At 71.6% G+C, this 13,416-nt stretch carries 9 protein-coding genes; 1 reads left to right on the forward strand and 8 read right to left on the reverse strand.

The annotated features are described in order from the left end of the window. Positions 1 to 38: 38 nt before the first annotated feature. Positions 39 to 1,145 carry a hypothetical protein gene (locus tag D1369_RS15710; protein WP_240436076.1) on the reverse strand — a complete coding sequence of 369 codons (1,107 nt, stop codon included), beginning with the start codon at positions 1,143 to 1,145 and terminating at the stop codon, positions 39 to 41. Positions 1,146 to 1,359: 214 nt separating this feature from the next. Here D1369_RS15710 and D1369_RS15715 point away from each other — a divergent pair, with 214 nt between their 5' ends. Then, positions 1,360 to 2,385, forward strand: a complete 1,026-nt coding sequence (locus D1369_RS15715) for an LPXTG cell wall anchor domain-containing protein (RefSeq protein WP_118082497.1) — start codon at positions 1,360 to 1,362, stop codon at positions 2,383 to 2,385. Between the two features lie 103 nt (positions 2,386 to 2,488). Here the strand turns inward: D1369_RS15715 and D1369_RS15720 are convergent, their stop codons facing one another. The 7 genes from D1369_RS15720 to D1369_RS15750 all read right to left on the reverse strand — a co-directional run bounded on the left by D1369_RS15720 (position 2,489) and on the right by D1369_RS15750 (position 13,269). Next, positions 2,489 to 4,267 (reverse strand): GMC family oxidoreductase, encoded by a 1,779-nt coding sequence (locus D1369_RS15720; RefSeq protein WP_007384152.1) that lies wholly within the window; start codon positions 4,265 to 4,267, stop codon positions 2,489 to 2,491. Positions 4,268 to 4,310: 43 nt separating this feature from the next. Further along, positions 4,311 to 5,924, reverse strand: coding sequence for a succinic semialdehyde dehydrogenase (locus tag D1369_RS15725; protein ID WP_118082498.1), 1,614 nt, complete (start codon positions 5,922 to 5,924; stop codon positions 4,311 to 4,313). Between the two features lie 137 nt (positions 5,925 to 6,061). Then, entirely contained in the window at positions 6,062 to 7,027 is a 966-nt protein-coding gene (locus D1369_RS15730; RefSeq protein ID WP_118082499.1) for a serine/threonine-protein kinase, read from the reverse strand. A gap of 46 nt (positions 7,028 to 7,073) precedes the next feature. Next, positions 7,074 to 8,003, reverse strand: coding sequence for a DUF3710 domain-containing protein (locus D1369_RS15735; protein WP_050789742.1), 930 nt, complete (start codon positions 8,001 to 8,003; stop codon positions 7,074 to 7,076). A gap of 177 nt (positions 8,004 to 8,180) precedes the next feature. After that, on the reverse strand, positions 8,181 to 9,752 hold the full coding sequence (locus D1369_RS15740) for a serine/threonine-protein kinase (protein WP_007384148.1): 1,572 nt from the start codon (positions 9,750 to 9,752) through the stop codon (positions 8,181 to 8,183). 75 nt (positions 9,753 to 9,827) lie between these two features. Further along, a complete protein-coding gene (locus D1369_RS15745) occupies positions 9,828 to 11,459 on the reverse strand; it encodes a serine/threonine-protein kinase (protein WP_037901185.1) in 1,632 nt (543 codons plus the stop codon). 58 nt (positions 11,460 to 11,517) lie between these two features. Beyond that, entirely contained in the window at positions 11,518 to 13,269 is a 1,752-nt protein-coding gene (locus D1369_RS15750; RefSeq protein WP_037901183.1) for a protein kinase, read from the reverse strand. Positions 13,270 to 13,416: the final 147 nt, after the last annotated feature.

The raw sequence follows: 13,416 nt of genomic DNA on the forward strand, positions 1-13,416 counted from the left end.
CGTCCCGCGGGGCCCTTCCCATGCCCGCATCTCAGGGGTCAGACGCGGGAGACCGTTCCACAGCTCTTGTCACGGTCGGTGTCGAGGGGCTTGCTGCGGTCGTACGGGTCCGAGGTCGGTCCGGTGGGGTCCGGTCCCGTGGGGTCGGACGAGCTGAACGACGGATGCAGATAGCCGTCGTACACCTCGCAGGCCGAGTTGTTGATGTCCTGGTCCCAGTTCACGACGGTGAGCTTGCCCGGGGTGACCTGGTACTTGGCCGGGTCGGAGATCTCCACGTCGAGGATCCGGCGGATGATGGTGCGGGTGACCTCGGTGGAGCCGTTGGTCTGCACGACCGGGTAGACGAAGGTGTAGTCGGCGTGCACGGCCACGGAGGCGTGGTCGCCGGCCTTGAAGGTCATCCGGCCCCGGGTCTTCACGACGTCGCCGACCGGCCGGACCTCCTCGGGGTCGAAGCGGCTGAACATCCACAGCGGGTCGTGCTTCTCGTCCGGCTTGCGCAGGCCGGTCTCCAGGATGCCGCGGACGTCCTTCTGCAACGGGTCCAGCACGTCGAGCGCCGCTCGGGGCCGTTCACCGCGCAGCGTCGCCGGGTCGAGGTTGGACTCCACGAGGAGCTTCTTGGTCAGCTCCAGCGCCTGTTCGACCTTCGCCGCGGACCGGCCGCCGACGGGCTTCGCCTTCGGTACGGCGATCCCGGCGGCCCCGTCGGCCCAGCGCTTGGCGGGCGAACCGGCGAACGGGTCGTCCAGGGTGGGGATCTGGGAGGGCTCGGCGGAGGGCGCTGCGGTCGGCGCCGTCGTCTCCTGCGGCAGCGGGGAGGACGCGGCCTCGGAAGAGGTCCTGGCGCCGAAGGGGTCGCCCGGCACCAGCGAAGGCTTCACCGCCACGACGGCCACCCCGGCCGCGACGACGACAGCGAGGACGCTCCACAGACCCCGCCGGCTCTTCTTCTGCTGCCAGGCCGGCCCGGTGCGCCAGCCTTCCGGCAGTTCGCCGCGCGCTTCCTGTCGCCGCAGTCGCTCCGTCACCTCACGAGCCCGTGCGGAGGGTTCCTTGGGGGCGGAGTCTCGGATGTCCCGCTCGGAGTCACGAACGAACTGTTCCCAGACGTCGTCGGGGATCTTGGGGTCTTCTGACACGTGGGTCAGTTGTAGGGCCTTGGCAAGCCCGTTCACAAGGAGAACCCGTGTGTGACTCAGCCCACATAAGTTTTCTGTGAATGCCTGCACAACCTTTCACAGGTTTCGCGGATCAAACCTCACGAATCACGGGCCCCACCCGCGCCCCACACGCGGAGGCCTCTCCCTGACGCGTGCCGCGAACCGTGCGGCGCACCTGACTTCCGAGGTCTTCATGAAGCTTCGTCGTGCACTGGCCGCCGCGGCCGCGACCGCCGCGATAGCGCCGCTGGCCCTGTTCGCCGCGCCGAGCGCGTTCGCGGACGAGACCCCCACGCCGACCGCGGCCGAGAGCACGCCCGCCGGCGAGACCACCCCGGCGGCCCCCGAGACCACGCCGGCGGCCCCGGAGACCACCCCGGCCGCCCCGGAGACCACGCCCGCCACGGGCGAGAGCTCCCCCGCCGCCGGCGAGTCCAGCCCGGCCGCCTCCACCAGCCCCTCCGGGAGCCCGTCCGGCTCCACGAGCGCCAGCCCCTCCCCGAGCGAGAGCGGCGAGCCCGTCGACCAGTGCGAGGTCGACGACGAGGACGCCCCGGACCCCGGCGACAGCGACGTGCTGCACAGCTCGCTGACCGGTCTGCCCGAGAGCATCGTGGCGGGCAGCGGCTGGACGAACTTCAAGTTCAACGTGAGCAACTCCGGCGACGAGACGATCAAGGACATTCAGCCCATCGTCGGCGTCGGGGCGGTCGACTGGGACTTCGAGAAGGACTACAGCGACCTGGTCACCGTGCAGGTGAAGCAGGGCGGCAGCTGGGTCGACGTGGCCACGCAGTTCGGCGAGGGCGGCTCGTTCAACGCCTTCGACCTCGACGGCGGCGACTCCCTCAGCTACCAGCTGCGGGTGAAGGTCGACCGTGAGGTCCCGAGCGCGATCGGCATCGCCATCGGTCTCGCCGAGTACTCGGACGACAAGGGCTGCTGGATCTCCGCCGACGAGAACATGGGCATCTACTACTTCGAGGTCCTGCCGGCCGGTTCCGACGCCGGCAAGCCGAACGACGCCAAGCCGCAGACCGGCGGCAAGAAGCCCATCTCCGACGTCAACGGCGTCGACGTGGACGGCCAGCTCGCCGAGACCGGTTCGAGCTCGGCCCTGCCGGTCCTCGGCCTCGTCGGCGGCTTCGCCGTCGTCGCCGGTACCGGTGTGGTCTTCGCGGTGAAGCGGCGCAAGGGTGCGGCCGGCGCCCACGCCTGAGTCGTAGCCCGCTGGGCACGGCTTGACGCAGGACAAGGGAAGGACCCGCACTCGGAGGGGGGTGCGGGTCCTTCCCTTTGTCTTCTCGTCGTTCTTTCGGGCCCTACGACTTCTTCGGCACCGCCGGTATCCCGAGGAACGGCAGCTTCAGCGCGCCGAAGGCCTCCGCCGGGACCGCCGGTGACTTGGGCTCGACGGGGCCGAGCCGGACGTACGCCTCGCCCTGCGCCGGACGCGGGTCCTCCTCGCCCTTGTTGGGCCAGTAGGACATCGCCCGCTCGGCCTGCGCGGTGATCGTCAGCGAGGGGTTCACACCGAGGTTGGCGGAGACCGCGGCGCCGTCGACGACCGAGATCCCGGGGTGGCCGTAGAGCCGGTGGTAGGGGTCGATGACACCGGTGTCGCGGGAGGAGCCGATGGGGCAGCCGCCGAGGAAGTGGGCGGTGAGCGGGGCGCCCATCAGCTCGCCGACGTTGGAGCCGGGAAAGCCGTTGATGTCGGCGGCGATCGCGGACGCGGCCTCCGAAGCGGCCCTGATCTGCTTCGGGTTGGGGGCGCCGTGGCCCTGGCGCGCGGTGAGCAGGCCCTTGCCGACGCCGTCGGGTTTCAGGTACGTCGTCAGGGAGTTGTCCAGCGACTGCATGACCAGGCCGATGATGGTCTTCTCCGACCAGCGGCGGTTGGAGAGGGAGCGCAGCACGAGCAGCGGGTGCTTCGCGGCGTTCGCCAGCCAGGCCATGGCCCTCGACGAGCCCTCGGCGTACGGGACCTGGAGGATCGACAGGCCGCCCATCGAGTTGGAGCCCTTGCCGTAGCGGACCGGCTCGATGTGGGTGTTGTCGTCCGGGTGGATGGACGAGGTGATGGCGACGCCCCGGGTGAAGTCGACCTTCGGCGCACCGGTCGCCCTGCGGTAGCGGCGGTTGTCGGTCTGGGCGCCGACCAGGGCCTCGGAGTTGGTGCGGGTGAGCTCGCCCAACCGGTCCGAGATGTGCGGCAGTTGACCGCCTGCCTTCATGCGGTGCAGCAGGGTCTGGGTGCCGTAGGTGCCGGCCGCGATGACGACCTTGCGGGCCTTGAAGGTGCGGCCGCTCGCCTTGCGGCGGTCGTCGGTGGGCAGGGTCGCGATCGCGTAGCCGCCCTGGGAGTCGTCCGTGACCGACACGACGGTGGTGAGGGGGTGGACGACCGCGCCCGCCTTCTCGGCGAGGTAGAGGTAGTTCTCGTTGAGGGTGTTCTTGGCGCCGTGCCGGCAGCCGGTCATGCACTCGCCGCACTCGATGCAGGCCTTGCGGGAAGGACCCGCGCCGCCGAAGTAGGGGTCGTCGACCTGCTCGCCGGGGGCGGCCTTCCGCTTGCCCTCCGCGTCCTCGCCGTCGCCGAAGAAGACACCGACCGGGGCCATGTGGAAGGTGTCGCCGACGCCCATCCGCTCCGCGGCCGCCTTCAGGTGGACGTCGGAGGGGGTCATCGTCGGGTTGAGCCGGACGCCGAGCATGCGGCGGGCCTGGTCGTAGTACGGCTTCAGCTCCTCCTGCCAGTTGGTGATGTCACGCCACTGCGGGTCCTCGAAGAAGGGCTTCGGGGGGACGTAGAGGGTGTTGGCGTAGTTGAGGGAGCCGCCGCCGACGCCCGCTCCGGCGAGGACCATGACGTTGCCCAGGAGGTGGATGCGCTGGATGCCGAACATGCCGAGCTTCGGCGCCCAGAGGTAGTTCTTCAGGTCCCAGGAGTTCCTGGGAAGCGTCTCGCGGGTGAAGCGGCGGCCGGCTTCCAGGACACCTACGCGGTAGCCCTTCTCGGTCAGACGAAGGGCGGTGACGCTGCCGCCGAAGCCGGAGCCGACGACGATGACGTCGTAGTCGTAGGTGTCCTGTGGCACGTGCTCTCCTCGTTGAGAACCCTGCTCGGGGCGGGTGGTGTTCCTACTTGAAGCGGAAGGCCTTCATCGCCTTCAGGCTCCGGCTCATGAACTGCGCGTACTTCTCGTCGTCCATTCCCAGCGAGGGCGCCATCGGCAGCAGTCGCTGCTGGGCGATCGTCTGGGCCTCGGTGTACTTGAGGATGCCCTCGGAGCCGTGCCGGCGGCCGAGGCCGGAGTCCTTCATGCCGCCCATCGGGGACTGGACGCTGCCGTAGGCGGAGGCGTATCCCTCGTTGACGTTGACGGTGCCGGCCCGTACCCGGGAGGCGATCTCGCGGCCGCGCTTGCCGTCCTTCGTCCACACCGACGCATTGAGCCCGTACGGCGTGGAGTTGGCGAGCTCGACCGCCTCGTCCTCGGTCTTGAAGCGGTAGAGGGAGACGACCGGGCCGAAGGTCTCCTCGGCGCAGACCGCCATGGGCTCGGTGACGTCGTCGAGGATGGTCGGCTCGAAGAAGTACGGGCCGATGTCCGGGCGGGCGACCCCACCGGCGACGACCTTCGCGCCCTTGGCCACGGCCTCCTCGACATGCCGGGTGACGGTCTCCAACTGCCGCTCCCCGACCAGGGAGCCCATGTCGGCACCGTAGGCGAGGGACGTGCCGAGCCGCATGGCCTTCGTACGGGCGGCGAAACGCTCCAGGAAGGCGTCCGCGATCGACTCGTGGACGTACAACCGCTCGATGGAGATGCAGAGTTGGCCGGCGGAGGAGAAGCAGGCGCGGACGGCGCCGGCGGCGGCCTTCTCGATGTCGGCGTCCTGGAGGACCAGCATGGCGTTCTTGCCGCCGAGTTCGAGCGAGACACCGACCAGACGGGCGGCGGCGCCCTGGGCGACCTCGCGGCCGGTGCGGGTGGAGCCGGTGAAGGAGACGTAGTCGGCGTGCCGGACGACCTCGGGGCCGACGACGGGGCCGTCGCCGAGGACGACCTGGAACACCTCAGCGGGAAGGCCCGCCTCGACCAGCAGATCCCGCGCCCACAGGGCGGTCAGGCAGGTCTCGGTGTCCGGCTTCATGACGACGGCGTTGCCCGCGACGAAGGCGGGGAGCGCGTCGCCGACGGACAGTTCGAGCGGGTAGTTCCAGGGGGCGATCTGGCCGACGACTCCGCGCGGGTGGCGCAGCTCGGTGACCTTGGTGAGGGTGGGCACGGCCCCGGTGTGCCGCTTCGGCCGCAGATACGCGGGCGCCTTGCGGCCGTAGTGCCGGGCGGCCACGGCGACCGCCTGCACCTCCTCGTGGGCGTGCAGGCGGGCCTTGCCGGTCTCCAGCTGGATGAGGTCGAGGACCTCCGCCTGGCGCTCCAGGATCAGGTCGTGGAAGCGGAGCAGGACGGCCGCGCGCTGCCGTACGGGGGTCTGCTCCCACACCGCCTGCGCCCGGCGGGCCGACTCGAACGCCTTCTCCACGTCCTCGGGGGTGGACTCGGGCAGATCGGCCAGCTTCTCACCGGTGAACGGCGTGTGGTTGGCGGTGCGGCCGGACCCGGTCACCCCCTTGGTGAGCTGGGCGACCAGCTCCGGGGTGACCACGTCGGCCGCGGTACGGGCGCCCTCCGGGGCGGGGGCGAGGGGGTTCGTGCCGGTCTTGGCCGGGGCCTGCGCGTCCGTCATGAGCCGCAGGGTATTCGGGAGCGGGGGCTTTGGGTACCCGTCGGTAACGGGCGCTCACGACATACACACACCCTGCCAGTGATGACTGGCGGTGAATGTGCTGATCAGGGGGTGGGGCGGGGATGAGGTGGGGGTGATCAGCCGCGTTCGGGTTTTTTCTGAAGCAGGAGGCCGAGGGCGGAGAGGGCGGTGAGACGCCGGGGTTCGTGGGGGGCGGTGTCCGGGTGCCGGGCGTCGGTCGAGGACAGGGCGGGGGCGGGTGCCGGGGCTTGAGCGGGTGCCGGGGCCGGAGACACAGTGGACGTCTCCGCGGCCGGAGGCGAAGCGGGCGTTTCCACGGCCCACGGCGGCAGGCTCGTCCCGGCGACCTCGGCCAGTACCCGGGCGACTTCCTCCGGCAGGGGCCGCTCCTCCGGCTCGGTGACGAGGAGCCGCTCCAGCAGTGGTCCCAGCGGACCTGACCGAGCGTCCGCCACGGCCGCACGGAGCAGCGCCCCCAACGACCACAGATCGGAAGCGGGCCCCGCGCCGGGCCCCGACGCGCACTCCGGGGCGGCGAACGCGGTGGCGGCCTCCCGGCCACCGGAGTGTCCGGCGCCGCCGATCCCGAAGTCGGTGACGACGACGCGTCCGCTGTCCGCTTCGAGCAGGACGTTGGACGGCTTCAGGTCGCGGTGGACGATGCCGACGCGGTGGGCTGCGTGCAGCGCGCCGAGGACGGCGAGCCCGATCCGGGCGGCCTCGGCGTCCGACAGCGGCCCCCGCCCGGCCAGAGCCGCGTCCAGCGACTCCCCTTCCACCAACTCCATGACGATCCAGGGCAGTTCACCGTCGAGGAGTACGCCGTGAATGGCGACGGCCGCCGGATGGTCGACCTGTGCGGCGGCCCGGGCCTCGTGCGGCAGCCGGTGCGCGGCCCGCTGCCGCTCCTCGTCCTCCGGATCCCCGGTCAGCCGGGGTTCCTTGACGGCGACGTACCGCTCGTCCTGCTCATCACGTGCCCGCCACACCGTGCCGTTCGGCCCGGAGCCGACCCGCTCGACGAGCCGGTAACGCCCACCGATCAGACGTCCGTCGGGCGGGAGTTCGCCGTCTTCACTCATGGCACATGAGTACCGTGCGGGTCATGTACTTGTCTAAGCGGCGGGCTCAGAGACCGGACTCCGGTTGGCGCAGCCGGATCAGCGGGTCGATGGCCGAGGGAGCGGAGGGCGGGCGGACCACCGTGCCCTGGAACATGGTGTAGGGCCACTTCTCAGTGCTGTCGGGTTCCGCGCCGACTCCCGTCACGAAGCCGCGCAGGATCCACCCCGGACCGTCGTGGCCGAGCACCCGCGTGGTCTGACGGTCCTTGCCGGGAGGTCCCTGGATCCGCACGACGGCCTGGAGTTCGGCCCCCGCGGGGCCGACGCGCTCCTCCGCGGAGCCGCCCCGGCCGCGGATCGTACGCGCCAGATCCTCACGGACGGTCGCCCAGGAGGTGTCTCCGAGCGCACGGAACGCCTGGAGCTGAATCGCGGTCCGGCCGCGGATGACGGTGACGCCGGCGACGGAGCCGTCCCGGCGCGACGACATGAGCTCGATCTTCAGACCAGGCTCCGTCGGCACCAACAGGCCCCCGAGATCGACCAGTTCGCCGCTCTGCGGCCGACGGTCGTCACTCACGTCCCACGGCCCGACAGCAAGGCAGCTCTCCTCCGCGGCCTCCAGCAGGTCGTCCACCTCTGCCTCGGACAGCGACTCCTCGGCGATCACGGAGACCAGCAGCCCCAGCAGCCGGTCGAGAGTGATCAGTTCGCGCCGTGAGGTCTCCGGAGCCGCCGTCGCGTCCCCCAGCAGGGTCCTCACCATCAGCCCGGCTTCCTCCTCGTCCAGTCCCCGCACCGGACGGCCGAAGTCGCTCCGGCCGTCCTCCGCACGCAGTCCGAGGAGTGTCTGAAGGGCGACGAGCAGCACCCGACCCGGGGTCATCCGGTTCCAGACCTCGAACTCGGCACGTTCCGCGCTCTCCGGCGCGACGAACCCGTCGCGCCGGAACTGCGCGACTACGGAGCGTGCCACGTCACTTGCCTCGCCCATCCCGCAATCTCCTGAGCATCGGGCCGCCCGCGGAGGGGCACGGCCCCGTCGCGGTGGTCAGGAATCGGTGCCGTCTGCCGCCAGAAACGCACCCAGGATCGGACGCCGTTGGCCCCAGAGGAGGATGACCTTAACTGCCGCCACTGACAACTCAGTTGTCGCGCGGTGGCACCGTCCTCAGAGCTTGTCCACCTCCAGATTCGCGATCGCCGTCCGTGCCACCTCGCGCCCCCTCCCCGTGAAGTCCCCCTTGCCCGGATAGCTGACGGTGAGCTTGTACATGTCGCCGGTGGTGGTCCGGTAGTAGAAGATCTGGAGTTCGCGCGGGCGGGAGTTCTGGCTGTCGGTGGACTTGTACGTGACGGTGTTCTTGGCGGCCTTCCGGCCCTGGTACGTCTGGTCCTCGGGCCGGGTCTTCGCGGTCTCCGGCATGCTGAGGTCGTAGTCGCCGCTCTCCTTGAACCGGCTGTCGTCGTCGTACATCTCGGCCGCCGCGGAGCCCGCGATGTTGTTCGCGGTGTCCTCGGCCTTTCGCTCCAGCCGCAGGCCGATCCAGATGCTGCCGCTGTAGTCGGTGTACGTGATCCAGTGGGTCTTGTCCGTCTTCCGGTCGGGCGTGGTGGGCTGGTAGTCCGCCGGCACCGCCAGCGTCGCGGCCACGTCCTTGGTGTGCTTCGTCGTCCAGCCGTCCGGCAGCGGTCCCGCGAAGGGGTCCGCGATCACCAGGTACGCCGCCAGCGCGGCCGCGACAACCGCCGCGCCGAGCCCGAACCACGCCTTGCGGCCCAGCCGGAGACCACCGCCCACCGGCACCTCCACGGTCCGCACGATCTGCGTGGGCTCCGGGACGGGCGGGTGGGCGGTGGCCTCAAGGAGCGCCCTGACCTGCGCGGCGTTCGGGCGGCGCGCCGGGTCCTTCTGGAGGAGGCCGTTGATGGCGTCGGCGAGCGGGCCGTGCGCGGCGGCGGGCGGCGCGGGCGTGGCGTTGAGGACAGACTGGAGGGTCGCGGGGGTGTTGCTGCGGCGGAACGGCGAGACGCCCTCCGTCGCCGCGTACAGGACCACGCCGAGCGACCAGAGGTCGGACGCGGGACCGGGACGCTGGCCCAGCACCCGCTCGGGGGCGATGAACTCGGGCGAGCCGACGAAGCCGCCCGTGTCGGTCAGGCTGGTCTCGCCCTCGATCTGCGCTATGCCGAAGTCGGTGAGGACGACCCGGTCGTGGCGGCCGAGGAGGACGTTGTCCGGTTTCACATCCCTGTGCAGGATGCCCGCCGCGTGCGCGGCCTCCAGCGCGCCGAGCACGTCGAGGCCGATTCTCGCCGCTTCCCGCGCCCCGAGGGTGCCCTCCTGCAACGCGTCACCCAGCGAACGGCCCTGCACCAGCTCCATCACGATCCACGGCCGGCCGTCCACAACCGCCACGTCGTGCACGTTCACGACCGAGGGGTGATCGAGCCGGGCCGCGGCGCGGGCCTCCCGCCGCATCCGCTCGAAGGCGTTGCCTCGTTCGCGTTCCGGAAGATGATCCGGGACACGGGGTTCCTTGACGGCCACCTCACGGTCCACCGTCTCGTCCTTGGCCCGCCACACCGTGCCCATCCCACCGTGCCCGAGCTTGGCGAGCAGCCGGTACCGGCCCGCGACGAGCCGGCCGACGCCCGACTCCTGCTGCGGGGGCCTGGGAGGTTGCAGAACATAACTCGTCGTCTCGTCGGACTCGTGGCCGACTCCCCCGCTGGTGCTCATGGGTTCATCCATATCGCGCCAGAGGCGCAGCCAGCCAGAGGTGACGCGTTCCGGTCACACACCCGTGACGTATCCCTACCGCACGGTGAACGTGTCGACGGCCACGTCGAAGTGCTCCTTGGCCTCCCGCACCTTGCCGACCGGCGCCGACACCCACACGTCGTACAGCCGCCCCTTCTCCTCCCAGCACAGGTCGTAGGTGTGCCGGGCGCCCTCGGCCGCGCTGAAGCCGTCCCAGGTGAACTCCCAGAACGCGGCGGGGTGTCCGCGGTGCGTGACCGAGGTGACCCGGCCGTCGCGGTAACCGGGGTTGGCCTCCGGGCCCTTGGCGGCCGCGCGCCGCATCACGCCCAGCGGGCCGCCGGGCTGGGGATCGGTGACCTTGACACCGAGGCGGAAGGTCTCCCCGGAGGACAGGTAGAAGACCCGCTCACCCTGCGGCTCACGCGTGAACCCGTCGGGCACGGCGAGCGCGAACCCGGCGGGGTCCTGGGCGACGTGGTAGCCGGAGGGGGCGGAGGGGAGGGTCGCGGCGGGTGCGGGCTCCGCCGTTCCGGTGGAGCTGCCTGCGGACGGACCCGGCGCCGACCCACCCGCCGTCCCGGACGCAGAACGACCTGGCGTCCCGGCCGCCGAACTGCCGGACGTCGTACCCCCGTCCCGGCCGTCCCGGTCCCTCAGCAGCACCGCCGCCGACACTCCCGCTCCCGCCAGCACGGCGACCAGCAGCGCCGCCACGAGCACGCCCCGCCTCGACCGGACGGACGCCGGGAGCCGGCCGCTCCTCGACCGCTCCGGCGCCGGGGACCGCCGTACCGGAAGATCCCGCTGAGTCGGTGTGTACGCGCGCTCGGGTGCCCGGCGGGGAGGCGTGCGGCCCGTCTCAAGGAAGGCCCGCAGCATCCGCTCCGCCTCCACCGCGTCCAGCCGCCGTTCGGGATCCCGCTCCAGCAGACCCCGTACGACCGGGAGGAGGGGCCCGGCCTGCGCGGGCGGCCGGATCTCGTCGATGACGACGGCGTGCAGGATGCCGCCCAACGAGTCGCGCCGGAACGGGGATTCGCCGCTGAGCGCCGTGCACAGCAGTGCGCCCAGGGACCACAGGTCGGCCTCCGGGCCGGTCCTGGCCCCGGACATCCGCTCGGGCGCGGTGTACTCGGGCGAGCCGACGAAGGAGCCGGTCTCGGTGAGGGTGGTGGCGCCCGCGACCTGGGCGATGCCGAAGTCGGTGAGGACGACCCGGCCGGTGCCGGACTCGACGAGGACGTTGGCGGGCTTGATGTCCCGGTGCAGCACCCCGGCCGCGTGCGCCGCGCGCAGCGCGCTCAGCAGGTCGGCGCCGATCCGGGCGGCCTCGGCCGCGTCGACCGGGCCGTCGGCGGAGATCCGGTCGGCGAGGGAGCCGCCGTCGATCAGCTCCATGACGATGTACGGCCGTTCGTCCTGCTCGACGACGTCGTGGACCACCATGATGTGCGGGTGACTCAGCCGGGCGACCGCGCCGGCCTCGCGCAGGGTGCGCTCCCGCTGAAGCCGAGCGTCCTCGGCGGAGAGCGTCTCGTCGAGCGGGATCTCCTTGACGGCGACCTGCCGGCCGAGCAGCTGGTCGGTCGCGCGCCACACCACGCCCATGCCGCCGCGGCCGATCCTCGCCTCCAGGCGGTAGCGGCCCGCGATCACGCGGAAAGTCTCCCCCTCGGTCCCCATGCGCCCCATCATGCCGCAGCGGACGCACGCCCTCCGGGGCGGTGACCGGCCAACTCCGTCAGTCGTGCGTCTCGCTCCAGCCCTGGAGCACCGCCGTGAACTGCTTGCTGGTGGTCGGCCAGCTCGCCGCGGGCGCCGACATGTAGATCGCGTACTCGGCGCCGTCCCGGGACATGTACGTCTCCTCGACGGCCCGGCGCGGCCCGGGGAAGGCCATGTCCTTGGCCAGCGCGGTCCATGTGTACTCCCACCGGGCGCCCGGCCGGTCCCGGTAGGTGTTCCTGGCCATGCCGACCTGGTGGTAGTCCTTGAGGTCGTTGATCTGCTCCTCCAGGCTGTGCTGGTGAGCGAGGGGATCGAAGTAGTCCGGCGAGGTGTCGACGGCGATCCGGAGGAAGTGCTTGCCCTCGTCCGGCGAGTAGTCGATCTGGGTCAGCCCGTTGGCGGGGGTGCCGAAGACCGAGCGGTGCCAGCCCTCGGGCAGGTAGACGCTGAAGCCCACGGGGTCCTTGTACGGCACCCACCCGGCCGGAACCCCACCCGTGGCCGGACTCGGCGTGGGGCTGGGCGAGGTGCTCGGGGCGGCCTGGGTGGCGCCCTTGTCCCGCCCCTCGTCCCACTTCTGCAACGCGACCGCGGTCCCCGCGCTGACCACCGCGGCGAGCGCGACCACGAGCACGACGGACCGCAGCCTGCGTCGCCGAGGCGGCGCGGCGGCCTGCGGCACGGGGCCGATGGTCGTGGGGGCGACGGCCTGGGGATACGGGGCGCCCGAGTGGTACGTCGGGCCCGAGCCCGAGGAGTACGACGGTCCCGTGGCCGAGGGATACGACCGTGCCGCGGCCGAGGGGTACGACGTACCGCTGACCGGTGTGCCCGTGACCGGTGTGCCCGTGGTCGGTGTGCCGGGCCCACTGTGGGAGCCGCTGTGCGCCCCCGGCCTCTGGCGCGAACCCCCATGTTGCGTCGGCACATACGCCTGTGCCGCGCTGGGCCGCCGTCCCTCCGCCGCCTCGGCGAGCATCTGCTCGGCCTCGGCCGCGTCGGGGCGCACGGCGGGGTCCTTGTGCAGCAGGGCGGCGATGACGGGCCCGAGCGGACCGGCGTTCCGCGGCTCGGCGGGTTCCTCGTCGACGACGGCCTGCATCGTGGTCAGCGGGGTCGTACGGCGGAACGGCGACCGTCCCTCGACCGCCGTGTACAGCGTGGCGCCGAGCGCCCACAGGTCGGCGGACGGACCGGGGTCGGCGCCGCGGACCCGCTCGGGTGCGAGGTAGTCGACCGAACCGACCACCTCTCCGGTGCGGGTGATGGTGGTGTCGCCCTCGATCTGGGCGATCCCGAAGTCGGTGAGCAGGACGCGGCCGTCCCGCGCGAGCAGGACGTTGCCGGGTTTCACATCCCTGTGCAGGACTCCGGCGGAGTGCGCGGCGCGCAGGGCCCGCAGCACCCACATCCCGATCCGGGCCGCCTCGCGCGCCTCGATACGGCCGTCCTCCTTGACGGCGTCGGCCAGCGAGCGGCCCTCGACCAGCTCCATCACGATCCAGGGCCGGCCGTCATGGTCGAGCACGTCGTGCACGGTGACGACGGCCGAGTGGTTGATCCGGGCGGCCGCGCGGGCCTCGGCGCGGGTACGGGCGAGCAGAACGGCCTGGTCGCTCTCGGAAACATAGAGCGCGGCGGTCAACTCCTTGATCGCCACGGCCCGGTGCAGCACCTCGTCGTGGGCACGCCAGACCCGGCCCATGCCGCCCTTGCCTATCGGGTCGGCGAGCCGGTAGCGCCCCGCGAGGAGCAGGCCCTGCATCTGATTCACGTTTCCCCGCAATGCTCTTGACGCAGTCAGACTAAGGACCGGTCCGCGCCGAGGGGAACCAGGGGGGCGCCAAGGAGACCTCACTGTGACGGTTGTCGCTTCCGCGAAGTACGAGTGAACCCGCGCCGCCCTTACGGC

The organism is Streptomyces sp. CC0208 (assembly GCF_003443735.1).
Classification (GTDB): Bacteria; Actinomycetota; Actinomycetes; order Streptomycetales; family Streptomycetaceae; genus Streptomyces; species Streptomyces sviceus.